Genomic DNA, 24898 nt, shown 5'->3' with positions numbered 1-24898 from the left:
CACGCTACGGCGATAGGGTTGACCGTGGACAGAGTGTTCAGCGCCCGGCAATCAGGGGCCAGGCGAACAATTGGATCCCGTGAGGAGCATTCCCGCATATGAACGTCGCCTCGTCGACCGACAACATCGTGGCCGATGCAGCCAAGATCGATTACGCGTCCATCTTCGTGACGCTAGGCATCGGGTTGGTGGTCTGGGTTGTGGCCCGGTTCATCATTCTGCGCATAACCCGCCGGGTGGCAGAGGGCACCAGCTTCTTCAAGAAACCGCATTTCAGGTGGGTCCAGCCGGCTTTCCGGGCGCTCGACCATGAACGCCGCGCCCAGCGCGCCCACACCATCGGCTCACTGCTGACAAGCGTGCTCAGCGTGGTGGTGGTGGTCATTGTCATCATCTACGTCCTCAAATACCTGAATGTGGATATTGCCCCGCTGCTCACGAGCGTCGGTATTTTGGGTGTGGCCATTGGCTTCGGCGCCCAACAGCTCATTCGCGATTTCCTGTCCGGCATCTTCATTACCATCGAGGACCAGTTCGGGATCGGCGATGTGATCGTAACCACTGAAGTGATCGGCACCGTTGAATCGGTAGGACTCCGGATCACCCGGCTCAAGGCTGAAGACGGGGCCATCTGGTATCTGCGCAACGGAGAAATCCTGCGGGTGGGCAACCGCTCGCAAGGCGATTACGTGCCTGAAGACTCAACCGTCCCGGACGACGTTCCGCCTGCACCTCCAGGGACGGCGCCTGCCGAAACCGCCGCCTCCGGTGCGCCTCCGACTTCAAAGGAAGCCCTCAAGATTCGAGAGCAGAAAGCAGGTGAGTGACATGGGCAGCCAGCCGGAATCCGCAGCACCCCAGCCGGCAGAGCGGCGTCAGTTGATGCAAAACGATCCGTTCAGCCAGCCTGCGTACACCGACAGTTTCTATGAGGCCATCGGTGGCCACGAGACTTTCGTGAAACTGATCGATGTCTTTTACGACGGTGTAGCGGGAGACCCGTTGCTCCGGCCGATGTACCCGGAACAAGACCTCGACCCCGCAAAGCGGCGGTTCCTCATGTTTCTTGAGCAGTATTGGGGCGGTCCGGGCACGTACAGCGAGGAACGCGGGCACCCCCGCTTGAGGATGCGGCACATGCCGTTCCAAGTGACGCCCGAAGCCAAGGACCGTTGGCTCTTCCACATGCGCGCGGCAGTCGATTCGCTCAACTTGTCGCCGCTTCACGAAGGGACGTTGTGGGATTACATGGAGCGGGCTGCGCTCACGATGGTCAATAGCCCGTCGGTCCAGCAGCCCTGAGCTTGGAGGACGGTGCTGTGTGTCGGGCCGGGCCTAGGCTCGGGTTCAGCGGGCCTGGAAGCCCAGGCCTGATCCGGATCGAGCCAGGATGTGGCCCCGGCTCCCACTGAGCCGGAACCAACGGCCGTTGCGGAAGAGCCGGTGTTCGCCGTCGCCCAGGAAACCGAGCGCCAAGGCGGCGAACGCAGCGCCTGCGGGCACGCCGTCGAGTCCCGGGATCTCCCGTCCCCACACCGCGGCCCTCGCGTTGTTGACGATCAATGCGCCGGGCTGATCCGGAACGATCCCGGCCACCTCGGCAATGCCGGCATTCGCGACAGACTTGAGTTCGGCGTCGGGCACTGAACGCAGCGGCTCCCAGCCGCTGCGGGGCGCCCCGACTCCCGCCCACGATTCGGAAACGGTCGACGGCGGGATAGGAAGCTCGACGTCGTCGGCACCGGAACGCGCCAGGCGGTCGAGGACCGAGGAAAGAGCCACGGTGACGTCCGCATGCGCGTCTTCGGCAAGGGCGATAGTCCGTAGCCCGAGAATGGTGGGGGTCGCTTCGCCCAGGAGGCGCGGCCTCAAGACGCACACATATGCAGCCAGGACGCGGCCGGAGGCCTGCAGCCGGATGGCGCCATCATCGATGCTCTTGGCACGCGTGACATAGGTGCGGAGATCCGCCAGATCACGGGGATCGACGAAATGGAAGGACTGGGTCAATACATCGGACACATCATCGACTCTACCGGCATGTCCGCGGTTGAGAGGGGTCAGGGTGGCGTCTAGAGTCGAACCATGACTGACGCGCACGCCGGCCTGGAACATCAGGTTGCCCTTGAGGACCCCACATCCACCCTCATCGAACTGTTGTCCCTGGCCGACTTCGACGGCGCGAGGACAGCCGAGGACATCTTCCTTGGACCCTCCCAGAAACAGCCGCGCCACCGGGTATTTGGCGGGCAGGTGCTCGCCCAGTCGCTCGTGGCCGGAATGCGCACGGTGGACGAGGATCGGACGGTCCATTCCATGCACGGCTATTTTCTTCGTCCGGGCGACGCCAACCAGCCGATCACTTTCAGTGTGGAGCGGCTTCGCGACGGACGCTCGTTCTCGGCCCGGCGGGTGCACGCCTACCAGGAAGGCCAACCGATCCTGTCAATGATCGCGTCCTTCCAGACCGAGGCGGAGGGCGTGGAACACCAGTCCTTGATGCCGGGCGGAATCCCGGACCCCGAAACGCTGCCGAGTACCGCCGAACTCCTGCAGAAGTACGACCACCCGCTCGCCCGCCACATGTCCTTCGAACGGCCCTTCGATGTCCGCCACGTCGATCCCGCAATCTATGTCGAAGCGCCCCAAGACCGGATAGCCAGCAATGCCGTCTGGATGAAGACCTTTGGCCCGATGCCGGACGACCCCAACCTTCATTTGGCCGCCCTGGCCTACGCGAGCGACTACACCATCCTGGAATCGGTGCTTCGCAAGAACGGATTGAGCTGGATGACGCCAGGCATGAGCGTCGCTAGCCTTGACCACGCCATGTGGTGGCACCGGCCCGTCCGCGTCGACGAGTGGCTGCTTTACGTGCAGGAGTCCCCCAGCGCCCAAGGCGCCCGCGGACTTGCCACGGGCAAGATCTTCAGCCGCGATGGCCAGCATGTCGCCACGGTGGCGCAAGAGGGCATGCTCCGGATCCCGTAATCGCTGCTCAGGTAGCTGCCGCAACACGGCCGAGATTCCGTACAGCAAAGAAGGCCGGCGCCCCGGAAGATATATCCAGTGCGCCGGCCTTCTGCGGAGCGATCCGATTTAGTCGCGGGTCAGCTTGCGGTGCGTGACACGGTGTGGCTTGGCAGCGTCCGGGCCGAGTCGCTCCACCTTGTTCTCCTCGTAGGACTCGAAGTTGCCCTCGAACCAGTACCACTTCGAGGGGTTTTCCTCGTCGCCTTCGTAGGCCAGGATGTGGGTTGCAACGCGGTCGAGGAACCACCGGTCGTGCGAGACCACGACGGCGCAGCCGGGGAACTCGAGCAGCGCGTTCTCAAGGCTGCTGAGGGTTTCGACGTCGAGGTCGTTGGTGGGCTCGTCAAGAAGCAGGAGGTTTCCGCCCTGCTTAAGGGTCAGCGCCAGGTTCAGGCGGTTACGCTCACCACCGGAGAGCACACCAGCCTTCTTCTGCTGGTCCGGCCCCTTGAAGCCGAAGGCCGCGACGTAGGCGCGGGACGGCATTTCAACATGGCCGACCTGAATGAAGTCCAGGCCGTCTGAGACGACCTCCCACAGGGTCTTGTTGGGGTCGATACCGCCACGGCTCTGGTCGGCGTAGGAGATCTTGACCGAGTCACCGATCTTGAGGTCGCCACCGTCCAGCGGTTCCAGCCCGACGATGGTCTTGAACAAGGTGGTCTTGCCCACGCCGTTAGGACCGATGACGCCGACGATGCCGTTCCTGGGCAGTGTGAACGAAAGCCCGTCGATCAGGGTCCGGTCCTCGAAGCCCTTCTGCAGGTTCTTCGCTTCCAGGACCAGGCCACCCAGACGCGGTCCCGGCGGAATCTGGATTTCCTCGAAGTCGAGTTTCCTGGTGCGGTCAGCCTCGGCTGCCATTTCCTCGTACCGGGCCAGACGGGCCTTCGACTTGGTCTGGCGACCCTTGGCGTTGGAGCGGACCCACTCAAGTTCCTCGCTGAGGCGCTTGGCTTGCTTGGCGTCCTTCTTGCCCTGGATTTCGAGGCGGGCGCGCTTCTTCTCCAAGTACGTGGAGTAGTTGCCTTCGTAGGGGTAAAGACGGCCGCGGTCCACTTCACAGATCCACTCGGCGACGTGGTCGAGGAAGTAGCGGTCGTGGGTGATGGCGAGGACGGCACCGGGGTAGGAAGAGAGGTGCTGCTCGAGCCACAGAACACTTTCGGCGTCCAAGTGGTTGGTGGGCTCGTCAAGGAGCAGGAGGTCAGGCTTCTGCAGCAGGAGCTTGCAGAGCGCCACGCGGCGGCGCTCACCACCTGACAGGACCGTCACGTCGGAGTCGCCCGGCGGGCAGCGGAGTGCGTCCATGGCCTGCTCGAGCTGGGAATCGATGTCCCACGCATCCGCAGCGTCGATGGCTTCCTGAAGGTGGCCCATTTCCTCCAGCAGGGTGTCGTAGTCTGCATCCGGGTTGGCCATTTCCTCGGAGATCGCGTTAAAGCGCTGGATCTTCGAGTAGATCTCGCCCACGCCTTCCTGGACGTTGCCCAGGACGGTCTTTTCCTCGTTCAGGGGCGGCTCCTGCAGAAGGATGCCCACGGAGTAGCCGGGGCTGAGGCGGGCTTCGCCGTTCGACGGTGTGTCGATACCAGCCATGATCTTCAGGATCGTGGATTTACCGGCTCCGTTCGGGCCAACGACACCGATCTTCGCGCCAGGGAAGAACGACATGCTGACATCGTCCAGGATTAGTTTTTCGCCAACGGCCTTGCGAGCCTTGGTCATCGTGTAAATGAATTCCGCCATGCCGTTAAATCTAATGGGTGGCAAGGCATAACTCACATTCGGCCCTGCTAGCGGGAATCCCCGACGAAGCATTTGCCGCTGGCCAACACGGGCAGGACCGACACTGAAACCTGCCCGTCCCTGATCTCACCCATGACGCAGTCCTTGTCCAGCCTGGCCGCGGCCTCGATGGCGTCGACATCCAGTCCCGTCGGCGTCTTGCTCGCGGACACCTCTACGGCAGAGTCGGCGATGCCGGCCGAAACGAGCTGTGATCGCAGTGCGTCTTGTGCCGGTTTGGGGGTTGCCGCGGCAATGGTCTTGAGTACGGACTCCATGGTCTGCTTCAGCGCGGCAGTGCCCGCGCTGAGCGAAGTCGATGCCGAGGGGTTGCCAGCACTGGGTGTGACGGCGGGAGTGGAGCTGGCTGTAGTCGAGGGGGTAGGCGATGAAACCCCAGTGCTTCTTGACACCGTTGGTGCAGGCGCCGTGCAGCCGGACACCAGTCCGGCCAGAAGTAACGGCACCGCAAGCAGCAAACCCGGGCTTCCGGCAGCGTGGCGGCGTCCAGATGGTTTTTGCGGCTTTCCCCTGCTCATCACCCGGCTATTCTGCCATGCGGTACACCACGCGCCGCGCCGCATGGCATCCGCGGCGGCCCCTGTTTCAAGACCGGCTCCATTTCAAGGCCAGTTCCATTTCAAACCTTGGCGTCCACAAGTTCTCCCGTCTCAGTATCAACGAGAACCGACTCATCGCCTTCTCCTGCCGGAAGGATAACTTCCCGCTCGGCTGCGGCACTGCCATCCTCGTCGTCATGCGGGTCGCCTTCCGCATCTTCCTCCGCCGAAGGCCATGGGGTCTCTGGCTCCACCTCGGGGGCGGCGGGCATGGTCTGCGGGCTGTTGCTGCCGGTGGTCCGGATGAAGTTCGCCGAGCCCCACATGAGGTCGTGACCCACCGACTCGGCGACGATTTCGGCGACGTGGTAGATCTTGCCGTCGTGTTCCCATTGCCTCAGCTTCAGTTTCCCGACGACGATGACCCGCTGGCCCTTCTTGACGCTGCAGCCAATGTTTCCCGCTAGATGCCTGAACGCCTGGACGCTGAACCAATTTGTGTTGCCATCCACCCAGACATCATTGGCTCGGTCGAACCTGCGCTCCGTTGAACCGAGCCGGAACGATGCCGTCCGGGTTCCGCCCGGGGTCGTCGAACTTTTGGGTTCCGTGGCAACGAATCCCCGGACAGTGATGATGTCATTCATGGTCTTGTCCTAACGTGAGTTGAGCTGCCTGTCTGGCTCTCCCAGCTTCGCGTGCCGCGAACGCCCGCGGGAGTACCAAATCCACGTATGTGGATAGCCCTGTTCTTACGCGGATTGTGGAGGACAAGTTAGACGCAGAATGGGGCGCCGCCCACAAGGACCGGCGGGGTTTTTGAAAATACGGAACCGCCATCTAAATTGGGTACGATCGCCCAGTCTCGGGCCTGCTCTTTGGGGGACAGATCGTGAAAATTACTCTGGCTAGAAGTGCGTCCTATGTGGGCGCCCTTATTTTGCTGACGCTGGTGTCGTTCTGGCGGATCCCAGCAACGGCCCAAGGCGTCGTCTGGGCGGAAGACGGCGCGGTGTTTCTCACGGACGCTTTGAACCCGACCCGGACTTTCACGCCGATCCGGCCCTACGCAGGCTATCTCCACGTCGTCCCCCGCCTCGCAGCCGAGGTGGTTGTCCGGTTCTTCGCACTTGAGGACTACGCTATTGCGCTTACTGTATTGGCTTGCGCGGCTGTGGCCGGCGTCGCCCTCATGACGTACCACTGCGCCCAAGCCTTGACCAGCAACACCTGGATCCGCGTAGCTTGGGCCGCGGTTCCCATTTTCGTGAACGTCGGCGCTTTTGAGGCTCTTGGAAACTTCGCGAACCTGCACTGGTACCTGCTCTGGCTCACTCCCTGGCTATTGATGAAACCGGCAAAGTCCAAACTCGAGGGAGGCATGCTTTTTGTCGTCGCGGCCCTCGCCTCCTTGACCGAGATCATCTCGATTGTCTTTGTTCCGCTCTTCCTTTACCGGCTGAGGGACAAAAACATGTGGGCCGCCCGCGCGGGTCTCAGCCTGGGCCTTGCCTGCCAGGTTATTGCGACGGTGACGCATCCTCGAACAAGCGGCGGCGCGAGCTACCAGCTTGACCCCTGGTCCCCGTTTTACGGGTGGTTCATCAACACCGCAGGACCCATCGTCTACGGCACCGCGTCCGGTGTCATGCAACAAATCGTGAACTTCGGAGCTGCTCCGATGATCGTGGCCTCCCTCCTCGTCCTCGCCGTCCCGGTGGCTGTCCTGATCTTGGGCTCTGCGCGGGAGAAATGGCTGGCCGCGTTCTTCATCACGGCCTCGATGGTTATTTGGGTTGCCTGCGTCGCTTCGAACCCGGCACCGTACCTGGACTACGCAACCTTCTCGGCGGCGGATTGGCCCGCCAGGTTCGTGTTTGGGAGGTACTCGGTAGTGCCTACGATGTTCGTCCTCGCCACGGTTCCGTTGCTTGCTTCCGCGTTGGCAAGGTTTGGGCGTGCTGCACCCATTGCGGCACTCATGGCTTTCTCGCTTCTCTTGGCGTCGATGTACTTCCCGCCCTCGACGTCCAGAAACAATGGTCCTGTCTGGGCCGAGCACGTCCGCACCGCGCGCAATCTCTGTGCACCCGCGTCCGATACGGACTTCTACGATATTCCGACCTCTCCTGTATTTTTCAAAGGCATAGTACGAATCCCCTGCCCGGTCCTGAAGGCCCGGCAATCCTCCTGAATTGTTGGCTAGCCAAACCCAGCGATACACTTGGGTGCGGTTCCAGCCCCAGTAGCTCAGAGGATAGAGCAGCGGCCTTCTAATCCGACGGTCGGGGGTTCGATTCCCTCCTGGGGCACTTGTGTGATGAGTCGAGACATCCTTCATGGATGAGTCGGGCCATCGGTTACACCCCGGTCTTCGGACCGGGGTGTTTTTCATTCTCTGCGTCCAACTGAGGCGGGCAGGGCGTCCGGTATCTAGGCTGGTCGGATGAGAAACACTTCCGAAGCCATCATCACGGGCCCCGCAAGCTGGCCGGATGTCGAAAGGCTATTCGGCGTCCGCGGCGAGCCTTCGCGCTGTTGGTGCCGGTGGTTCGCTCTCGCCGGTCAGGATTGGAAGAACACTCCCCCCAAGGCACGGAAGGAACAGCTCAAAGCCAAATTCGACGACGGCCCCGAACCTGGCGTCCTCGCTTTCCGGGGCGGCGAAGCAGTGGGCTGGTGCGCGGTGGAGCCGCGCCAGTGCTATCCGCGCATCGAACGATCCCAAGTCCTCAAGGCCGCAGGAACGGGCGGCCTGGAAGGCGCGGAAGTTTGGTCGGTGAGCTGTTTCGTGGTTTCTCCCGGCCACCGCCGGAGCGGGGTGGCCGGCGCATTGCTGGAGGCCGCCGTCGGGCATGCCTTCGCGCATGGCGCCGACATCGTGGAAGGCTACCCCGTGGATCCGTCGCCTCGGCCCAAGGCCGGTCCGGCCGATCTCTACCAGGGAACTGTGAAGTTGTTTGGGGCGGCCGGCTTCTCCACGGTTTCCACGGCGGTGCCCGGAAGGGCGGTCATGCGCCTGCGGCGCTGACTTTCCGGTCCCGTATGCCGAAACTACCCAGCTAGGGCAAGGTCAAGACAAGCGGTCCATCCGCGGTGATCGCCACGGTATGTTCGCTATGCGCAGCACGGCGGCCGTTGGCCGAGCGCAAGGTCCACTGGTCGTCGTCGTGGTAGTAGTCGTCGCTGCCGCCCAGGATCAACATCGGCTCGATGGCGATCACCAAGCCGTCCATGAGCTTCACGCCGCGGCCGGGCCGCCCCATGTTCGGCACGCTCGGTTCGGCGTGCATGGTCCGGCCAACGCCGTGCCCGCCGTGATCGGCGAGGATCCCGTAGCCGCTGCGCTTGGCTTCTCCGCCAATGGCGTACGCAAGGTCGCCCATCTTGTTTCCAATCCGGGCAGCGTCGATACCGCGGGCGAGGGCGGCGTCCGTGGCATCGATCAATTCCTGGTCCACCGGATCCGAGGTGCCCACAATGAAACTGACTGCCGCGTCCCCGCACCAGCCCTCCACGAAGGCCCCGCAATCGACGCTCAACAGATCGCCATCCTGCAACACATACCCGTCCGGGATGCCGTGCACCACGGCGTCGTTGACGCTCGTGCAGATGACCCCTGAAAAGGGCGTGGACGCCCACCGCGGTCGATAGTTCAGGAACGCCGGCTTAGCTCCGGCGGCCTCCATGAAAGCGGCTGCAACCTCGTCCAGTTCCTTGAGCGACACGCCAACCCCGGCGTGCGAACGAACCGCCGAAAGCGTGTTGGCAACCACCCTTCCGGCTTCGCGCATGAGCGCAATCTCTGCTGGCGTCTTCACCATGGACATCAAAGGCCTCCAAGCATCAAGAAGAGGAGGCCGGACCGGCCACCGGACAAACCCTTCCACCCACTCTATGGGCACCATCAGCCCGGTCAACAGGGTTGCGCGTCCGCGCCGGCCCACGGGTGTCCTAAAGTCGCCGTATGGAACACCGAAGAATCGCCATCATCCGTGAACGCCTGCAGGCAGAGGCAGACCCGGACCGCGCGAAAGCAGCACAGGCCTACATGAAATCATCCATGCCTGTCCTCGGTGTCAGGGTCCCCGTAGTCCGTCGCATTGTCCTTGCGACCGCGAAGGAAATCCCTTTCGGGTCCCCTTCCGAACTTCGTGACAATGTCCGGCTGCTGTGGCGGGAAGCCACATGGCGGGAAGAACGCTACGCGGCCATCGATCTGACCTCGCTCAAGTCCGTGGCCAAGGATCTGGAGATGCTGCCGCTGTACGAAGAAATCATCCGGACCGGCGCATGGTGGGACTTCGTTGACGGTGTCTCCGACCGTATTTGCGCCCTTCTGCAACACCACCGAAGCACGCTGACCCCGCTCTTGCGGACATGGGCAAGCGACGAGGACTTCTGGATCCGTCGGGCGGCCATCACCTCCCAGCTCAAGGCAAAGTCGGCCACTGACCAAGAACTTCTGGCCGCGGCACTTGACGCCAACCTTGCCGACCAGGAGTTCTTCATCAGGAAGGCAATCGGCTGGACCCTGCGGGAGTACGCCAAGACCGATCCTCAATGGGTGCGGAGCTACGTTGAAAGCCGGAGGACCAGGCTCAGCCCGCTATCCCTGCGTGAAGCCATGAAACACCTCGGCTGAATCCGGTTCAGGACTTCGGCTTGAGCTTCAAAATCCCGCGACGCGGGCGGAACAGCACGTGGGTCTTCTTGTCAAAGAACACCAAGTAGGCGATGAAAGAAACCGCAATGGCAATGGCCACTCCGCGTACCACCTCGATGGGGATCCACTGGAAGACACTCAATTGGTCTGTCAGGGCGATAAGGGTGAAGAACGCCGTCAAATAGAAGACCGTCCGGAGCTGGGCGCCGTCCGCGACTCCCGTCACGGTGAAGAACACCAGCAGCCACACCATGTACCAAGGCTGAATCACAGGCGCCAGGACGACGACAGCGGCGAATGCCCAGGCCATCCGGCGAAGCACAGTCTTGTTGAACTCGGGTTCGTCGTCGAGCGGCGCGGGCATGCCGATTCCGCGGCCGGGGGTCCGAACGGCGAGCCAGACGATGGCAAGCGCCGAGACCGCCGTTCCGGCAGTCTGGATAACATCCGTCACCGGAACGCCTGGACCGCCGAAAAGTCCGACGACGAATCCCACCGTGTGTGCCAGCAAACCCACCGGCGCGTACCAGATCCAGACGGCGCCCGGAGTCTGCAGGGCGCCAAGCCAGCCAAAGCCCAGGCCATTCACCAGTCCTGCGGCGGCCAGCAAGCCTAAGGACAAACCCAAGGTGGCCGTCCAACAGAGCATTCTGCGGCCCCAACCGGCACGGGCACCGGCCCACAGCAGCCCCGCAAAAGGCAAGGCAATCAAGGTAATCGGCTTGATGGCGATCGAGGCCGTGATCAGCACGATTCCCAACACAGGCCGTTTTACCGAGGCGAAGTACAGTCCGGCAACAACCAGTCCCAGCATCAGGGAGTCATTGTGCGCGCTGGCGATGAAGTTGATCAGGAGGACCGGGTTGAGGACGCCAAGCCAGAGCGCACGGTCCGGGTTCACGCCGTGGAGCGCGGCCAGACGGGGAACGTAGACAGCGAGCAGGATGACACCGGCGAGGGCAGCCAGGCGGAAGGGAATCAAAGCAAGCTCGGGGACGCTGGCGCTCACCCACACGGCACCTTGTTCGATCCAGAGCCATAGCGGACCGTAAGGCGTAGGTGCTTCCGTCCATAATTTGTCGGGCCCGAGTGAAAAGTAGTTGCTCAGGGCCGAGATGCCGTTGGTGTATGGGTTCAGGCCCTGCTCCATGAGCCGGCCTTGGCCGATGTAGGCATAAGCGTCCCTGCTGAACAACGGCAAACTGAACATCATCGGGAGTGCCCACATCCACAGTGCTCGCCGCAGCACCGGACGCGAGGACGGGTTCCATCCGCCGATCCGCTGGGCAATGCGCAGCCAAGAGCGTAGGAGCAGGAGTGCACCGAGGCAGAGCATCACGGTGCAAAGGATCACGCCAACCGGAGATGTCCTGGCCATGATGAAAAGAGGAGTACGGATCAAGGCGCTGCTGCTGGCCAGCCAGCCGACGCCGATCGAGCCTGCCACCATGAGCAACGACCCGACGAACCCTTGGAGGATCGCCGTCCTCGCCGCTTTGGCTATCACGGTGCCGTGTACCGGGGCGTTGGAATCGCCAAGCGCCTCTGGATGAGCCAACGAACTCCCCACCTCACGCTCACGAAACTTCGACGTCACCATCAAACAAAATCCTGTCCGGTTCCCTGCCGCATCCGGGCCAAAGTGGCACTTCCGGATGCCATGGATTATTGCAACTGTAGCATCGCCACCCTTGGCTTCCCGGGGCCAACCGGACCATCGGTCGGCCTGCGAAAGTGGCCTGAGATAGAATGGATGGGGCTCTGGCGGCTCCGGGCCGCTGCGCCTTACGGCACCCTGTGACGATTACTACCTGACAAGGATCCTCCCATTTCCACGGACTCATTCTTCAGCGCGCTCACACGGTTCCGTCATCGGGTTCTTCCCCCTTCGCTGGAGGCAAGGCTCAATTCCCCCAAAGGCCTGCTTGTAGGCTTCTGCGTCGTGCACTTGGTCTTCCTGGTGTTCGCGCTGATCCTTTCCCTGCGCGGCGAGGCCTTTAGCGACACTTTCATCTACCGGGACTGGACCTCCGCCGGGTTCCGGGATGAGAACCTCAGCGGCGGCCCCAGCCCGTGGGTCTACCCCGTTCTCGCCTTGGTGCCTATGGCGATCGCGGGCTTGGCCGGACCCGGTCCGTTCTTCTTTCTCTGGGTGCTCATGATCACCGTGCTCAACGGCGTCGCTCTAGCCAAGCTCACCGGACGGGGCCGCCGTCACGAGGCCATCCCGGCGGGATGGTGGTGGCTGGTCTTCGTCTTCATCATGGGTTGGCTTGGATTCGCCCGGGTGGACGGATTGACTGCCCCGATCGTGCTGATCGCCTTGGCATACGGCGTATCACACCCTTTCATTGCCTCGACCCTCCTGAGCATTGCCACGTGGATGAAGGTTTGGCCGGCCGCCGTCATGCTTTCGTTGTTCACCGTGGTCAAGCAGCGAACCAAAGTGGTCGCTGCCGGAATTCTGACCAGCGTTTTGGTCATCGCCCTCACGGCGGCAGTGGGTCAACTGCCGCGGCTCCTCAACTTCCTGACCCAGCAAGGCGATCGTGGCATGCAATTGGAAGCCACCTTCACCACCCCTTGGTTGTGGCTCTCGGTCCTCCACGTGGGTGACTCGAGGATGTACATGAACACGGACATCAACTCGATGCAAGTGGATGGCCCCGGCACCGCCTTCATGTCCTTCCTCATGCAGCCGCTTCTCGCCCTGGCCGCGATCCTGGTGGCGGCCCTGACCTTCTGGGCACTCCACAACGGCAAGCGAACCGGCGGGGCGGACCGCACCGAACTGTTGTTGGCTGGATCCCTGACGATGGCCACGGCTTTCGTCGTGTTCAATAAGGTCGGGTCACCCCAGTTCATGGTGTGGCTCGCGCCTGCAGTCGCCGTCGGGCTTGCCCACAGCTGGAAAGAATGGCGGGTTCCCGCGGCGATGCTCATCGCCATCGGGGTGGCCACATACTTTATCTATCCCCTCTTCTACGACGCGCTCAGCCACAACAACCCCTTCATGGCGCTGGTTTTGACTGTGCGAAATGTCCTGCTGGTGGTCCTGTTCTGCTGGTCCGTTCGCCGCCTGTACCTTTTGGGCAAGAAGATCCCTGCCAACGAACCGGCCGCCGCTGCCAAGGAGTCCTGAGATTTCCGTTCGATTCTTTGACGGGCTGGCCCGCGTGCGCGACGCCGCCCTGCCGCCTGCCGCCGTCGCCTGGTTCGGCCGTCCATCCAGCGTTCGGTGGGGTTTCGCCGCGATCCATGTGTATTTCCTCGGCTGGATGGCAAGCTTCTTCCTGGCCGGAAACACGTTCAGCGATACTGAGCAGTACCGCCAATGGGCGATGGCCGGCTACAACCCCGCGGATCTCCACGGAGCGATCAGCCCTTGGGTTTACCCGGTGCTTGCCCAGATTCCGATCTTCCTGGCCAACATCGCGGGCCCGGGTCCTTACCTGCTGGTGTGGACGTTAATCATCACGGCGCTCAACGCCGCCGGCTTGTTCATCCTGACCCGCGGCCCGCGCAGGACAACGGGAATTGCCCCTGCTTGGTGGTGGCTGTTCTTCACCGCCTTCATGGGCTATCTCAGCTTCGCCCGGGTGGAGGGCATCACGGCACCCATCGTGTTGGTCGCCCTGCTGTATGCGGCCACGCGACCTGTGGCAGCCGGGATCCTCCTCAGCATCGCCACATGGATCAAAGTCTGGCCAGCCGCCGTTCTGGTACCCATCGTCATCGCAAGCCACCGCAGACTGCGGATCATCGCCTGCGGCGCCGCCGTCACTGCCGCCGTCGCACTGGGCACCTACCTTTCGGGCGGCCTGCCGCATATCCTCGACTTCTTGACCAACCAGGGCGAACGCGGCATGCAACTTGAAGCCACGTTCTCAACCCCCTGGGTCTGGTTGAGCGTGCTCAATATCGGCGGTTCCAAAATCGCCGACAACGTCGCCATCAATTCCACGGAGGTGTATGGGCCGGGAGCCAACGTGGCAGCGTTCCTGATGCAGCCGCTCTTGGTGCTTGCCGCCGTCGCGGGCTCTGCCCTTTTGCTTTGGGCGCTTCGGCGGGGTGCCGAGCCGGAAGAGTTGTTTCTCGAGGGCGCCCTCATGATGACCACCGCGTTCATCGTGTTCAACAAGGTGGGTTCGCCGCAATTCATCATCTGGCTTGCGCCGGTGGTTGTAGCCGGGCTGACCCACGATTGGAACCGTTGGAGGGTTCCTGCCGCCCTCCTGATGGGGATCGCCATGACAACTTTCGTCATCTACCCGCTGTTCTACACGCCGCTGATCCATGCCAACCCCGTGATGGCGACAGTGCTCACCACACGGAATGTGCTTTTGGTGGTCCTGCTCTGGTGGTCCGTGCAGCGGACCGTGGAGCTGGGCCGCAAGTCCGGCGCACGAAGCGCTATTCGGAGCGCCTGAGCCGCCGTTCAAGCCTGCGAAGCAGTTGCGTTGGGCTGGAGCGGATCAAGAGTCGGCGTGTGTGAACGTCCAACACCATCAGGTAGACGGTGAATCCCACGGCCACCAGGAAGGCCAGGGAGGACACTTTGACGTTCAATTCCACGAAAGACAACACCGAAATCTGGTCCTGCGCGCCAAAGGCAACGAAAAACGTGACTGCGACATAGAGGGACTTGATCTGCCAGTCGTCCCTGATGCCCGTGACCGCGAGCAGCGGGATGAACCACAGGATGTACCACGGCTGGATAATCGGCGAAAGCATGACGACGGCGGCAAACGCGAGGGCGGCGCGCCGCACCAGCCGTGAATAGTCGCCGCGGAACATCAGGACAACCACCAACCCGATTCCGGCCCACTTCATGAGGGTCCGGAGCCCGGTGGCCACGGTGGAACCCGGCAAGCCCAGGAGATTGGCGATCACCTCGACCTGCTGGCCGAGGAAGCCCGAAGGTGAATATCCCGTATAGCCCGGTGTGGGATCGAGGATGGCCCAGACCCATCCAAAGCCAAGGTTGTAAGGAATTCCGCTCACTGCCAGGACGGCGAAGCTGATACCCGCCGTCGCGCCCCAGAACAGGAACTTGCGGGCCCAACTCGCGGCAGGACCAGCCCACATGAGGCCTATGAAAGGCAAGAGGAGAACGGTGATCGGCTTGATGCCGATGGAAGCGGTCACCAGCAGAAGCCCGGTGATATGGCGACCGGTGGCTGCAAAGTACATTCCGGCCACCGCCAGGCCCACCATGAGGGCATCGTTGTGGGCACTGGCGACGAAGCTGATGAGAAAGAGCGGGTTGGCCACGGCGATCCACAGCGCACGGCCGGGGTTGATCCCGTGGAGTTCGGCGAGCCTGGGAACATACGCCACACAGAGCACCACCCCCACGGTCGCAAGCACCCGAAAGAGCAGAACGGAAAAGTCGGGCTGGGCGTCGGTGATGCCCACAACCCATCTGGCAAGCCACAGGAAGTAGGGTCCGTACGGCGTCTTGGCTTCAGCCCAGGCAGGATCGGCGCCCAGGGAAAACCAGTTGCTGAGCGTGGAAATGCCGGCCGTGTAAGGGTTCTGGCCTTCCAGCACCAGCCTGCCCTGGCCGGTGTAGGCGTATACGTCGCGCGAATAGATGGGCACGGCAAACATGAGGGGAGCCGCCCACGCCGCAACGGCGACAACCACGGACCTGAGCGAGCCCGGCCCCCAGTCCTTGAGCCTTTGCCCGAGCCTCAACCATGACCTGACCAAAAGCATGGCCCCCGCCGTCAGCAGGATCGTGGAGGTCGTCACGCCCCAACCTTCGGTGCGCAGGGCGATGACAAGGGGGTGCCTGAACATGGGCGAGCCGTTGGCGATCCAGCCGGCTCCGATTGAGCCGACGAAGATCATCAGGGATCCAAAAAAACCTTGCCAGACAGCCACGTAGGCCTTGATCTGTCCGGGGGTGCCGGCTCCGATGTGCGCGGCATCCGGGGAGTAGAGACCGGCGGCGGCCTTCTCTGACGGCACCGCGGGTTCCTTTGCCTCATCCCGGCTATTTGAGGTGCCCACGCCCGTTCCGCCTGCCGTCATGATATTCCAGTCCCTACGTACATTGGTCCAGCTCATCGATGCAGGCAACAACCGCTCGACAACGGCCCAGTTTACCAGCCGCGGTACGCCGCAGGGGCTGAATGGAGCGCCCCGCCACCCTTCCCATGCGCCTGAACGGTAGGCTGGTCGGGTGCCTATTACTAATGAACGCATCGTCTGGATCGACTGTGAGATGACCGGTCTCGATCTGGTGAACGACGCCCTGATCGAGGTTGCGGCCTTGGTCACCGATTCGGAGCTGAACATCCTGGGTGACGGCGTCGACGTCGTCATCAAACCCGAAGACGCCGCACTTGAACAGATGAACGACTTCGTCCGCGACATGCACACCCGCTCGAAACTCCTGGATGAACTCCCGCACGGCAAGACCATGGCCGAAGCCGAAGCGATCGTCCTGGAGTACATCGAGAAGTGGGTACCGGATCCGAAGAAGGCCCCGCTGGGTGGCAACTCAGTCGGAACCGACCGGATGTTCCTCGCACGGGACATGCCCAACATCGTTGAACACCTCCACTACCGGGTCATCGATGTGAGCACCATCAAGGAACTCTCGCGCCGATGGTTCCCCCGCGCCTATTTCCAGTCCCCCGCTAAACACGGCGGCCACCGCGCGCTTGGCGACATCAGGGACTCCATCGACGAACTGCGCTATTACCGGGAGGCGGTGTTCGTCCCGGCTCCGGGTCCCGATACGGCCACAGCGCAGAAGATTTCCAAGCAGATCGCAGCCGGCCCGGAGACTCCGGAGGACACGTGATCTGGGGCACCTTTTCGGGAAATTTCAGCCAAACGGTCAAAAGTGGCAAAACCACCCCTCAAGACGGGGTATAGTTTTTGTCGTTGCCTTCGCAGCTAACGGGTCATTCCGAAAGCGCAAAAGGCTCATGGTGGGCGTAGCTCAGTTGGCAGAGCGCCTGGTTGTGGTCCAGGAGGTCGCGGGTTCAACCCCCGTCGCTCACCCTCATGAGGTCGGTAGCAGTTTATCGATCGCAGCCAAAGGCCGTACTGGTTATCCAGTGCGGCCTTTGCTTTGTTCCGGCCGATTCCGGCCATTCCAGACCCGAGAACCAGAGGAACACCTGACATGACCGTCCTGCCAGTCACCATCTGGGGCGAACCCGTGCTTCACCGCCGGGCGAGCGAGGTGGAAGTGTTCGACGACGAGCTGCGCACCTTGATTGCCGACATGTTCGAAACGAACGAGGCGGCCAACGGCGTCGGTCTGGCGGCACCCCAGGTGGGGGTAGGCAAGCGGATCTTCATCTTCAAATACGCAAACGACGACGACGCTCCGGACGAAGGCGTCCTGGTGAACCCGGTCCTCACCCTCTCCAAGATCCCTGGCGCCCTTCCCGATCCCGAGGAAGACGTCGAAGGCTGTTTGTCCTTCCCAGGGGAGCACTACCCCCTGCAGAGGGCCGATTGGGCCCGCGTCCAGGGCTTCGACGGCCACGGCCAACCGGTGGATTTCGTCGCGACCGGTTGGTTCGCGAGGGTCATGCAGCACGAATTCGACCACCTCGACGGCAAGCTCTATGTGAACCGCCTGGTTGACCGATACGCCAAGAAGGCGATGAAGCAGGCCAAGAAGAACGGCTGGGGAGTGCCCGGGCTGAGCTGGATGCCAGGTGTCGACCCGGACCCCTTCGGTCACTGAGCGATGACGGGCGTCGCGCAGGACGAATTGTTCACGCTTCTCGACATCCAGGGCGAGGACGCTCTTGAGTGTGCCTCGCTGCTGGCGTCACCTCCTGGAGACGGCACCCGACGGGCCCTTGCCAGCCTTGACGCCCGTCTGGGCGTCTTTCCGAGCACGTCCGCCTCCGCCGATGGCTGCACGGAAACGGACTGGATCGAGGCGCTCCTGCGCTTTGCGCCTGTAGTCCACGGCCATCATCTTTCCCTTGGCATTCCGCCGGAATCGTCCGCCGCGATCCTGGCCGATGTGGGACTGAACCTTCGAATCAACCGAAGGGTCCATGGTCGCTTCGGCTTGGACACGTGGGCATGGCTGACCCTCCACATGGCCGGAAACATCTTCCGTATCGGCCGCCTGCAATTCCACCTTGTCCGCAGCGACGAGGAAGGCTCCGCCGCCGCAAGTGACTCCTGGGTGCTGGGTGTGCACATCCCCGAGGATGGCGGCCTGTCCCCTGCCCTCGTGGACACGAGCTTCAGCCAGGCCAGGGAGTTCTTCGACCGTTACTTCCCGGACAAAGCGGTCTCCGTGGCGAGCTGCGACTCCTGGATGCTGGACCCCTACCTGGCCCGGAAACTCCCGCACAGCAACATCGCCGCTTTTGCCCGCCGATTCACCCTGGACCGCTGCTCAGACGCTCCGGGCGACGCTGTCTATTTCACTTTCCGGCAGCGCGGCATGGAAAACCTCGATCGGCTCCCCCGCGAGACCTCGCTTCAGCGGGTGGTGCTGGAGAGGATCGACGACGGCGGGGTCTGGCAACTTGGACACGGCCACCTGGTGCTTCCCGCAGCACGGAGCACCCCGGCCTGAAGCGGCCGCCTCGCGGCCTCAGTTGCTACATCGCCCTGATGGTCCGCTGGCCGGGGCACGAGTCCAGGACGCGCTTCATGGCGTCCTTCTCCGCCTGGGTGACCCAGAGCCGGTAGGCGGCTTTGACGGAAACCTGCCGGGCTACGTAATGGCAGCGAAAGCCCTTGTTGGCAGGGAGCCAGCTTGCGGCGTCGCTCGCGCCTTTCTTGACGTTGGCGGGCCCGTCGACGGCAATCAGGTTGAGGGGGTCATTGGCGAGGCTTTGGCGCTGTTTGGCGGGGAGCTGCTGGGCCCCCTTCTGCCAGGCGTCCCCGAGAGCCACCACATGGTCGATCTGTACGGCTGAGCTGGTTTCGGAGCCCCTGCGGAAATGGATGTCTTCGCCGATGTACGGCTCACGCAGTTCCCCGGACGCGATCCTGCATTTCGAGCCTGCCGTGAACTCCGCTGCCGTAAGATCCCGCCTCAGGATGTCGTTCCTGGTATCGCAGCCGTTCCGGTCGACGTCGAGCCACGCCTGGCCGAATTCATTGCGGTCGTAGTTGTCCTTGGCGGCGCGCCCCTTCACGGGAAGTGCCTCCAGGGCATCAGCCGCCGAACCGAGGGGCACCGGCTGAACCGATTCCACCGGCTTCATCCACTCCGGGTCGAAGACTGGAGCTTCCGTTGGCCCGTTGACCGGGCCCTGTCCCACTGAGAACTGGCCGTCGGTGAAGAACCACCCGACGCCGGTAAGCCCACCCGTGATGATGAGAATCACCAGTACCCAGGCCTGCCGGGAGTGGCGGCGGGCACGTCGATAGGCGGCCCAAGTGGTGCTCAAGGGATTGCGTCCTTTCGGGGAGGAATACGTCCCTTGAGACTAGATCAGGGCGCTGACAACCGACGTCGATATCCACAGTGTGGAGGACAAGTCACAGTGTCGGAATAATCACCGCGCAAGCTGTTTCGGCGGCTTACTGCTCCCTGGTGACACGCTTCAGGTCTTCGGCGGCCAGCTCGAGAAGCGACCCCAATTGGATGACCCGCTCCTCGGAGATGTCACCCGCTGCATGTGCGGCCTTGGCTTCGTCGAGAAGCCGCTGGGCTTCCTTGAGATTGGCGCGCGCTACGTCCAGTGCGTGTTCAAGGGTTGTTTCGTGTTCCAGAATCTTTTCGCTTTCCATGCGTCCATTCTGGTCAGGTTTCCCGGCTGATACCAGCGCATCAGCCGGGAATACCCTGTGTCTTTCCTGGCCTCGGCCTAGGCCGCTAGACGCCGGCGGGCTCCAACGTTGCCTTGGGTTCAAGGTTCACCGCGACGCCGCGTGCCGGGAACGACGGCGGGTTCACGCCGGCCATTTCTTCCATGACGCGGACGACCTGGCAGGAGTAGCCGAATTCGTTGTCGTACCAGACATAGACCACGAGGTGCTTGTCGGTGGCGATCGTGGCGAGGCCGTCCACGATGCCTGCACGGCGGGAGCCCACGAAGTCCGTGGAGACGACCTCGGGTGAGTCGATGAAGTCGATCTGCTTGCGCAGCTCCGAGTGCAGGGACATTTCACGAAGGTAGTTGTTGACTTCGTCCTTCGTGGTTCCCTTTTCAAGGTTCAGGTTCAGGATGGCCATGGACACGTCCGGGGTGGGAACGCGGATCGCGTTGCCGGTCAGCTTGCCCTGCAGTTCCGGAAGGGCCTTCGCCACAGCCTTGGCCGCACCCGTTTCGGTGATGACCATGTTCAGGGCGGCCGAGCGGCCGCGGCGGTCACCCTTGTGGAAGTTGTCGATCAGGTTCTGGTCGTTCGTGAACGAGTGCACGGTTTCCACGTGGCCGTGGATGACGCCGAACTTGTCGTTGAGGGCCTTGAGCACCGGGGTGATGGCGTTCGTGGTGCAGGAAGCCGCGGTGACGATCGTGTCCGAGTCCTCGATGGAGGAGTGGTTGATGCCGTGGACGATGTTCTTCAGCTCGCCCTTGCCCGGAGCCGTGAGCAGCACGCGGGCCACACCCTTGCTCTGCAGGTGCTGGGAGAGGCCTTCGGCGTCGCGCCAGCGGCCCGTGTTGTCCACCACCAGGGCATCCTTGATGCCGTAGGCCGTGTAGTCGACGGTGGAGGGGTTGTCCGAGTAGATGACCTGGATCTGGACGCCGTTGGCCGTGATCGTGTTGGCGGCCTCGTCCACGCGGATGGTGCCCTCGAAGGAACCGTGCACCGAGTCGCGACGCAGCAGGCTGGCGCGCTTGACGAGGTCGTTCTCGGCGCCCTTGCGGACCACAATCGCACGCAGGCGCAGGCCGTGGCCGCCGCCGGCCTTTTCGATCAGGAGGCGGGCCAGCAGGCGGCCGATGCGGCCGAAACCGTAAAGCACGACGTCGGTGCTGGTCCGGTCGTCCGCGCCGCGGCGCCCGACAACCCCGGCAAGCTCGGCGCGGAGGAAGTCTTCCAGGGGCGTGCCCGCGGCCTCGGCCTTGTACTTCTCGTTCAGGCGGGCGATATCGATCGCAGCGGCCCCGAGGTCAAGTCCGGCCAGGATGTTCAGCAGCGGCGCGGTCTCTTCGAGACGGAGTTCGTCCTTGCTCATCCGGCGCGCGAAACGGTGGGCTTTCAGGATGTTCATCGACGACTTGTTGATCAAGCTGCGCCCGTGGATGCTCGTCACCACGTTGTTCTCACGGTACAGCCGGCCGATCACCGGAATCATGGCCTCGGCCAGCGCTTCGCGGCCCATCCACGTATCAAGACAAGAATCTGATGACTGGCTCACAGAACTACCTTCCTAGGGTCAGCTACATACGTCCTCGTACGTAGATGGCGGCCGCCCGGAGTAATCCTGCGGCACTGGCATCGGCGGGACTTCGGTCTGCCCGGACACCTTGAACGCTGCAAAGAAAAACCGCCGGCTGCGAACGCAGAACCGGCGGTGGAACTTCTACGTTCACTGTCCATTCTAAGGTCTGGCACGGGACGACTTGGCCGCCGGAACGCGTGAAATCACTCACATAGGCGAAGGGATGGGTTGACCGATACGCCGGGTTCTGTCCTCCCTGCCGTTGCCGGCGAAGGAGTGGCGACCATCCATCTACGAACGCCGTTGCCGACGCCCTCCAGCGGCCTACCCGGACACTCGGGCGAGCAGCCCTCGATCGTGCCCTGTCTGGCCTTGCTCCGGGTGGGGTTTACCTAGCCTCCCTGGTCACCCAGGGAGCTGGTGGTCTCTTACACCACCGTTTCACCCTTACCTGCTGCCTGCCTGTGCTGGCACAAGCAGACGCGGGCGGTCTGTTCTCTGTGGCACTAGCCTGCGGGTTACCCCGAGTGGGCGTTACCCACCACCCTGCCCTATGGAGCCCGGACGTTCCTCGAGCCACTCACGTGGCGCGCGGCCGCCTAGTCAACCCATCCGCCCTACAGTCTACCGGCGTCGGGCCCTGCGCATTTCCGGACGGCACTGCCGGAAGGTACCGCTAGGCAGCTGGCGCCTGTATTACTGGCAATACAGCTAATATCGACTGGTGCTGATTCTGCTGCCGCCCTCCGAAGGCAAGACCCCCGCTGAGAAGGGCTCCGCCGTCGAATGGGAGTCCCTGAGCTTTCCGGAACTCAACAGCTACCGGGCCAAAGTGCTCGATGCGCTGGGCCTGGTCAGCGCGCACGAGGACGCCCTCGCCTTGCTGGGGGTGGGCGCGTCCTTGAGGGACGACGTCGAACGCAATACCCGGCTCCACGCCGAACCCGCGGCCCCTGCCCACCAGGTGTATTCCGGTGTCCTCTACGACGCGCTTGGCTACAAGACCCTGACGCCGGCACAGCGCCGCAAGGCGGTGGAGTCGATCCTTGTGGTNACCCGCGGCCCCTGCCCACCAGGTGTATTCCGGTGTCCTCTACGACGCGCTTGGCTACAAGACCCTGACGCCGGCACAGCGCCGCAAGGCGGTGGAGTCGATCCTTGTGGTGTCCGCCCTGTGGGGCGCCATCGGTTTCGGCGACCACGTGCCCGCCTACCGCTTGTCCATGGGAACCGCACTGCCCGACGTCGGGCGCCTCGCGTCGTTCTGGAAGCCGCAGCTCACGCAGGCCCTCGCCTCGCGGGTGCAGGGCGAACTGCTGGTGGATTGCCGCTCCAGCACATATGCCGCGGCTTGGGCTCCGCCGGCGGCGCAAACTGTCTCCGTCAACGTCTTTTCCGAGTCCAATGGCAAACGCACCGTCGTCAGCCACTTCGCCAAGCACACACGCGGCGAACTGGCCCGGCACTTGCTGAGCCGCCGAGGAAAGGCGCCGGGGACGCCCGAACAACTCCTCAAGGCAGCCTCGGAAATTTGGACGGCGGAGTTGACGGAAGGCACCGCCCGCAAGCCGCACACCCTCAGCATCATCCTCCCCAACTAACTAGCACTAGATGTCGTTTTGACGCCTCATAACGACATTAACTGCGAGCTAGTTGGGTGGGGAACAGGCGGTTAGTTCCACTCGGCGGAGCGCACCAGGATGCAGCCGGAGTCGGGGCAGAACACGATCTCGTCCTCGGCCGCGGCCTTGACCTCGGCGAGGTCGCCGGGGCTGAGCGTCATTCCCGAGCCTTCGGACTTGCCGTGGAAAAGCCGGGCGGCCCCCACACCGCGCTTGGCAAGGGTCTTTTCGTAGATGGCCAGCATCCCGGCGTCGAGCCCTTCGGCGAAGCCGGTCCTCTGGGCGCGTACATCCGTCTCTTCGGAAACAATCTCGGCGATCGCGGCGTCCAGCTCGGCACGGATCCCGGAGAAGGACCCCTGGATATCATCGACGATCTGCTGTTGCGCCGCTTGGCGCTCCCTGAGTCCGTCCAGGCGTTCGAGGATTTCCAGCTCGACATCCTCAAGGTCCGAACGGCGCTTGTTCAGTGATGCGATGTCGCTTTGCAGCGCGACGAGGTCCTTGGAAAGTCCGGTGCCGCTGTTCAACCTGGCTTCATCCCGTGCAATGCGGCTAGCCACTTGCTCGACGTCGGCCTCTGACCTGCGCAGCTCTGTTTCGGCGTCGTGGACGGCAAGTTTCGCGGTTCCGAGCGCACCGTTGGCCACACTGAGGGCGTCCTGAAGATCAGTGATGCGGGGGTCTGTCTCCAACGTGCGACGGCGGTTCGCCAAGGATTTGAGCTTCGCATCCAACCCCTGCAGTTCGAGCAATTTCAACTGTTCCGCCGGTGCTGCCTTGGCCACGCTTACCTCCGCTTGATCGTGCCAGGGTTGGTATTCAGCCCCAGCCAGGCCTTGGGCCTGTTTGTCTCGACTCTATCGCCTAGGGCGCTCCCCTGCCTCGCCCGCCAGGCCTAGCCGGGAGTCAGAATGAAGTCCCACGGATCGCTGTTGGTGGTTGCCACACGGATCTCGACGTCGTGGCCCTGGTCCGCGAGCACGTTGCCGAGCGCTTCGGCCGCGGCGGGCAACCAGAGCCACTCGCTCGCGAAATGCGATACGTCAACAAGGTACGGCCTCCCGTCAACGGCAGCTTCGCGCGCCTCGGACGCCGGGTGGTGCCGCATATCCGCGGTGACGTAGATGTCCGCCTGGCTGGCCCGGACGGCGTCGAAGAGGCTGTCTCCGGCGCCGCCGCAAACGGCCACACGGCGCACCAGCCCGTCCTTGTCCCCGGCGACCCGCACGCCGCCGGCCACCGAAGGCAAGATCTCGAACACCCGCGCGGCAAAGTCTCCCAGGGTCATGAGTTCGGGCAAGTCGCCGACCCGGCCGATCCCCTCTTCCGGCAGGCCGTGGGCCGCAGGCGCCAGCGGGACAACATTGTCCAGCCCGAACGCGTCGGCGAGGACATCGGAAACGCCACCGACGGCGGAGTCCCCGTTGGTGTGCACGGTCAGCAGCCCGGTACCGGACTCAATGAGCCGATGGACGGCGAGGCCCTTGGCGCTCGTGGCAGCAACGGAGGTGACGCCCTTGAGCAGCAACGGATGGTGCGTAACGAGGAGCTCGGCGCCCCATTCAATGGCCTCTTCAATGGCGGCGAGGGTCGGATCCACGGCGAACATGACCTTCGTGACGGTAGCGGTTGGCCGTCCGACAACCAGTCCTACCTCGTCCCATTCCTCGGCAAGCGATTCCGGCCAGAGCTCCTCCACTGCCAAGAGGACCTGACCGAGCGTGGGGGTACCTGGCGTCCCGGCTGCACCGTTCTCCGATTCTTCCCCGGATCCCGTATCTGCAACCGCGGTGTTCACAGCTTCCATGCATTACATTCTTGCGCATCCGGCGGCCAAGTCGCGCTTGCGGCCATCGGACTGTTTGAGATTGTTGCCACCGGC

Annotated in this window: 23 protein-coding genes, 2 tRNA genes, 1 other RNA gene and 2 pseudogenes; 15 read left to right on the top strand and 13 right to left on the bottom strand. The window is 63.1% G+C overall.

The features are described 5' to 3' along the window. Positions 1–98: 98 nt before the first annotated feature. Both VLA65_RS20655 and VLA65_RS20650 read left to right on the top strand, forming a co-directional pair. Positions 99–827 carry a mechanosensitive ion channel family protein gene (locus VLA65_RS20655; protein WP_059387781.1) on the top strand — a complete coding sequence of 243 codons (729 nt, stop codon included), beginning with the start codon at positions 99–101 and terminating at the stop codon, positions 825–827. Between the two features lies 1 nt (position 828). Continuing rightward, a complete protein-coding gene (locus VLA65_RS20650) occupies positions 829–1302 on the top strand; it encodes a globin (protein WP_284991194.1) in 474 nt (157 codons plus the stop codon). Between the two features lie 45 nt (positions 1303–1347). On the opposite strand, the gene VLA65_RS20645 is transcribed toward VLA65_RS20650, so the two are convergent. Further along, positions 1348–2022: a hypothetical protein gene (locus VLA65_RS20645; RefSeq protein WP_284991193.1), complete on the bottom strand. Its 675-nt coding sequence runs from the start codon at positions 2020–2022 to the stop codon at positions 1348–1350. A gap of 63 nt (positions 2023–2085) precedes the next feature. Here VLA65_RS20645 and tesB point away from each other — a divergent pair, with 63 nt between their 5' ends. Continuing rightward, positions 2086–2991: an acyl-CoA thioesterase II gene (tesB, locus tag VLA65_RS20640; RefSeq protein ID WP_332603589.1), complete on the top strand. Its 906-nt coding sequence runs from the start codon at positions 2086–2088 to the stop codon at positions 2989–2991. A 108-nt stretch (positions 2992–3099) separates the two neighbouring features. On the opposite strand, the gene ettA is transcribed toward tesB, so the two are convergent. From ettA to VLA65_RS20625, 3 genes are all read right to left on the bottom strand, one after another. After that, a complete protein-coding gene (ettA, locus tag VLA65_RS20635) occupies positions 3100–4782 on the bottom strand; it encodes an energy-dependent translational throttle protein EttA (RefSeq protein WP_306959392.1) in 1683 nt (560 codons plus the stop codon). A gap of 47 nt (positions 4783–4829) precedes the next feature. Then, the gene (locus tag VLA65_RS20630) at positions 4830–5099 is read right to left on the bottom strand and encodes a DUF6993 domain-containing protein (protein WP_059387777.1); all 270 of its coding nucleotides are present in this window, start codon (positions 5097–5099) and stop codon (positions 4830–4832) included. Positions 5100–5461: 362 nt separating this feature from the next. Continuing rightward, positions 5462–6028, bottom strand: a complete 567-nt coding sequence (locus VLA65_RS20625; RefSeq protein ID WP_332603588.1) for a single-stranded DNA-binding protein — start codon at positions 6026–6028, stop codon at positions 5462–5464. 245 nt (positions 6029–6273) lie between these two features. Here VLA65_RS20625 and VLA65_RS20620 point away from each other — a divergent pair, with 245 nt between their 5' ends. From VLA65_RS20620 to VLA65_RS20610, 3 genes are all read left to right on the top strand, one after another. Beyond that, positions 6274–7575: a hypothetical protein gene (locus VLA65_RS20620; RefSeq protein ID WP_332603587.1), complete on the top strand. Its 1302-nt coding sequence runs from the start codon at positions 6274–6276 to the stop codon at positions 7573–7575. 45 nt (positions 7576–7620) lie between these two features. Beyond that, positions 7621–7693 (top strand) — tRNA-Arg (locus tag VLA65_RS20615). Positions 7694–7827: 134 nt separating this feature from the next. Further along, the gene (locus VLA65_RS20610; protein WP_332603586.1) at positions 7828–8412 is read left to right on the top strand and encodes a GNAT family N-acetyltransferase; all 585 of its coding nucleotides are present in this window, start codon (positions 7828–7830) and stop codon (positions 8410–8412) included. 31 nt (positions 8413–8443) lie between these two features. Here VLA65_RS20610 and map read toward each other — a convergent pair whose 3' ends face one another. After that, positions 8444–9211: a type I methionyl aminopeptidase gene (map, locus tag VLA65_RS20605; RefSeq protein ID WP_332603585.1), complete on the bottom strand. Its 768-nt coding sequence runs from the start codon at positions 9209–9211 to the stop codon at positions 8444–8446. A gap of 137 nt (positions 9212–9348) precedes the next feature. Here map and VLA65_RS20600 point away from each other — a divergent pair, with 137 nt between their 5' ends. Next, the gene (locus VLA65_RS20600; RefSeq protein ID WP_306959385.1) at positions 9349–10026 is read left to right on the top strand and encodes a DNA alkylation repair protein; all 678 of its coding nucleotides are present in this window, start codon (positions 9349–9351) and stop codon (positions 10024–10026) included. A gap of 7 nt (positions 10027–10033) precedes the next feature. Here VLA65_RS20600 and mptB (VLA65_RS20595) read toward each other — a convergent pair whose 3' ends face one another. Further along, positions 10034–11647 carry a polyprenol phosphomannose-dependent alpha 1,6 mannosyltransferase MptB gene (gene mptB, locus VLA65_RS20595; protein ID WP_332603584.1) on the bottom strand — a complete coding sequence of 538 codons (1614 nt, stop codon included), beginning with the start codon at positions 11645–11647 and terminating at the stop codon, positions 10034–10036. Between the two features lie 228 nt (positions 11648–11875). On the opposite strand from mptB (VLA65_RS20595), the gene VLA65_RS20590 reads away from it, so the two are divergent. After that, positions 11876–13189, top strand: coding sequence for a glycosyltransferase family 87 protein (locus VLA65_RS20590; protein WP_332603596.1), 1314 nt, complete (start codon positions 11876–11878; stop codon positions 13187–13189). Between the two features lie 34 nt (positions 13190–13223). After that, the gene (locus VLA65_RS20585) at positions 13224–14477 is read left to right on the top strand and encodes a glycosyltransferase 87 family protein (protein WP_332603583.1); all 1254 of its coding nucleotides are present in this window, start codon (positions 13224–13226) and stop codon (positions 14475–14477) included. On the opposite strand, the gene mptB (VLA65_RS20580) is transcribed toward VLA65_RS20585, so the two are convergent. Further along, positions 14461–16086: a polyprenol phosphomannose-dependent alpha 1,6 mannosyltransferase MptB gene (gene mptB, locus VLA65_RS20580; protein WP_332603595.1), complete on the bottom strand. Its 1626-nt coding sequence runs from the start codon at positions 16084–16086 to the stop codon at positions 14461–14463. The two genes, VLA65_RS20585 and mptB (VLA65_RS20580), sit on opposite strands and share 17 nt — an antisense overlap. A gap of 151 nt (positions 16087–16237) precedes the next feature. Here mptB (VLA65_RS20580) and orn point away from each other — a divergent pair, with 151 nt between their 5' ends. From orn to VLA65_RS20560, 4 genes are all read left to right on the top strand, one after another. Continuing rightward, a complete protein-coding gene (orn, locus tag VLA65_RS20575; protein ID WP_084784354.1) occupies positions 16238–16864 on the top strand; it encodes an oligoribonuclease in 627 nt (208 codons plus the stop codon). Positions 16865–16994: 130 nt separating this feature from the next. Then, positions 16995–17067: transfer RNA gene (locus VLA65_RS20570), tRNA-His, on the top strand. Between the two features lie 124 nt (positions 17068–17191). After that, on the top strand, positions 17192–17764 hold the full coding sequence (gene def, locus VLA65_RS20565; protein ID WP_059387769.1) for a peptide deformylase: 573 nt from the start codon (positions 17192–17194) through the stop codon (positions 17762–17764). A gap of 3 nt (positions 17765–17767) precedes the next feature. Beyond that, the gene (locus VLA65_RS20560) at positions 17768–18619 is read left to right on the top strand and encodes an acyltransferase domain-containing protein (protein ID WP_332603582.1); all 852 of its coding nucleotides are present in this window, start codon (positions 17768–17770) and stop codon (positions 18617–18619) included. Between the two features lie 25 nt (positions 18620–18644). Here VLA65_RS20560 and VLA65_RS20555 read toward each other — a convergent pair whose 3' ends face one another. From VLA65_RS20555 to rnpB, 4 genes are all read right to left on the bottom strand, one after another. Then, positions 18645–19442, bottom strand: coding sequence for an HNH endonuclease family protein (locus VLA65_RS20555; protein WP_332603581.1), 798 nt, complete (start codon positions 19440–19442; stop codon positions 18645–18647). Positions 19443–19575: 133 nt separating this feature from the next. Then, positions 19576–19785 (bottom strand): hypothetical protein, encoded by a 210-nt coding sequence (locus tag VLA65_RS20550; RefSeq protein WP_284991178.1) that lies wholly within the window; start codon positions 19783–19785, stop codon positions 19576–19578. Positions 19786–19870: 85 nt separating this feature from the next. Further along, positions 19871–21367 (bottom strand): glyceraldehyde-3-phosphate dehydrogenase, encoded by a 1497-nt coding sequence (locus tag VLA65_RS20545; RefSeq protein WP_332603580.1) that lies wholly within the window; start codon positions 21365–21367, stop codon positions 19871–19873. Between the two features lie 244 nt (positions 21368–21611). Beyond that, positions 21612–22002, bottom strand: an RNA gene (gene rnpB / locus VLA65_RS20540) — RNase P RNA component class A. A 113-nt stretch (positions 22003–22115) separates the two neighbouring features. On the opposite strand from rnpB, the pseudogene yaaA reads away from it, so the two are divergent. Both yaaA and VLA65_RS20535 read left to right on the top strand, forming a co-directional pair. After that, a pseudogene (gene yaaA / locus VLA65_RS22065) lies at positions 22116–22427 on the top strand (peroxide stress protein YaaA); the annotation flags it as partial. Positions 22428–22446: 19 nt separating this feature from the next. Further along, positions 22447–22992: pseudogene (locus VLA65_RS20535) on the top strand (YaaA family protein); the annotation flags it as partial. A gap of 71 nt (positions 22993–23063) precedes the next feature. Here the strand turns inward: VLA65_RS20535 and VLA65_RS20530 are convergent. Both VLA65_RS20530 and VLA65_RS20525 read right to left on the bottom strand, forming a co-directional pair. Next, the gene (locus tag VLA65_RS20530) at positions 23064–23801 is read right to left on the bottom strand and encodes a zinc ribbon domain-containing protein (protein ID WP_284991174.1); all 738 of its coding nucleotides are present in this window, start codon (positions 23799–23801) and stop codon (positions 23064–23066) included. A 110-nt stretch (positions 23802–23911) separates the two neighbouring features. After that, a complete protein-coding gene (locus tag VLA65_RS20525) occupies positions 23912–24823 on the bottom strand; it encodes a Nif3-like dinuclear metal center hexameric protein (protein WP_284991172.1) in 912 nt (303 codons plus the stop codon). Between the last annotated feature and the right edge of the window lie 75 nt (positions 24824–24898).

This window comes from Arthrobacter sp. S2(2024) (assembly GCF_036662515.1).
Lineage (GTDB): Bacteria > Actinomycetota > Actinomycetes > Actinomycetales > Micrococcaceae > Arthrobacter.
The sequence above is the reverse complement of the archived record's forward strand: the minus strand, read 5'-3'. Positions and strand labels throughout refer to the sequence as shown.

Coding starts and splice junctions, on each gene's coding strand:
- VLA65_RS20655 (WP_059387781.1), top strand. CDS start 99: ATGAACGTCGCCTCGTCGACCGACAACATCGTGGCCGATGCAGCCAAG.
- VLA65_RS20650 (WP_284991194.1), top strand. CDS start 829: ATGGGCAGCCAGCCGGAATCCGCAGCACCCCAGCCGGCAGAGCGGCGT.
- tesB (WP_332603589.1), top strand. CDS start 2,086: ATGACTGACGCGCACGCCGGCCTGGAACATCAGGTTGCCCTTGAGGAC.
- ettA (WP_306959392.1), bottom strand. CDS start 4,782: ATGGCGGAATTCATTTACACGATGACCAAGGCTCGCAAGGCCGTTGGC.
- VLA65_RS20630 (WP_059387777.1), bottom strand. CDS start 5,099: ATGGAGTCCGTACTCAAGACCATTGCCGCGGCAACCCCCAAACCGGCA.
- VLA65_RS20625 (WP_332603588.1), bottom strand. CDS start 6,028: ATGAATGACATCATCACTGTCCGGGGATTCGTTGCCACGGAACCCAAA.
- VLA65_RS20610 (WP_332603586.1), top strand. CDS start 7,828: ATGAGAAACACTTCCGAAGCCATCATCACGGGCCCCGCAAGCTGGCCG.
- map (WP_332603585.1), bottom strand. CDS start 9,211: ATGTCCATGGTGAAGACGCCAGCAGAGATTGCGCTCATGCGCGAAGCC.
- VLA65_RS20600 (WP_306959385.1), top strand. CDS start 9,349: ATGGAACACCGAAGAATCGCCATCATCCGTGAACGCCTGCAGGCAGAG.
- mptB (WP_332603584.1), bottom strand. CDS start 11,647: ATGGTGACGTCGAAGTTTCGTGAGCGTGAGGTGGGGAGTTCGTTGGCT.
- mptB (WP_332603595.1), bottom strand. CDS start 16,086: ATGACGGCAGGCGGAACGGGCGTGGGCACCTCAAATAGCCGGGATGAG.
- def (WP_059387769.1), top strand. CDS start 17,192: ATGACCGTCCTGCCAGTCACCATCTGGGGCGAACCCGTGCTTCACCGC.
- VLA65_RS20560 (WP_332603582.1), top strand. CDS start 17,768: ATGACGGGCGTCGCGCAGGACGAATTGTTCACGCTTCTCGACATCCAG.
- VLA65_RS20550 (WP_284991178.1), bottom strand. CDS start 19,785: ATGGAAAGCGAAAAGATTCTGGAACACGAAACAACCCTTGAACACGCA.
- VLA65_RS20525 (WP_284991172.1), bottom strand. CDS start 24,823: ATGGAAGCTGTGAACACCGCGGTTGCAGATACGGGATCCGGGGAAGAA.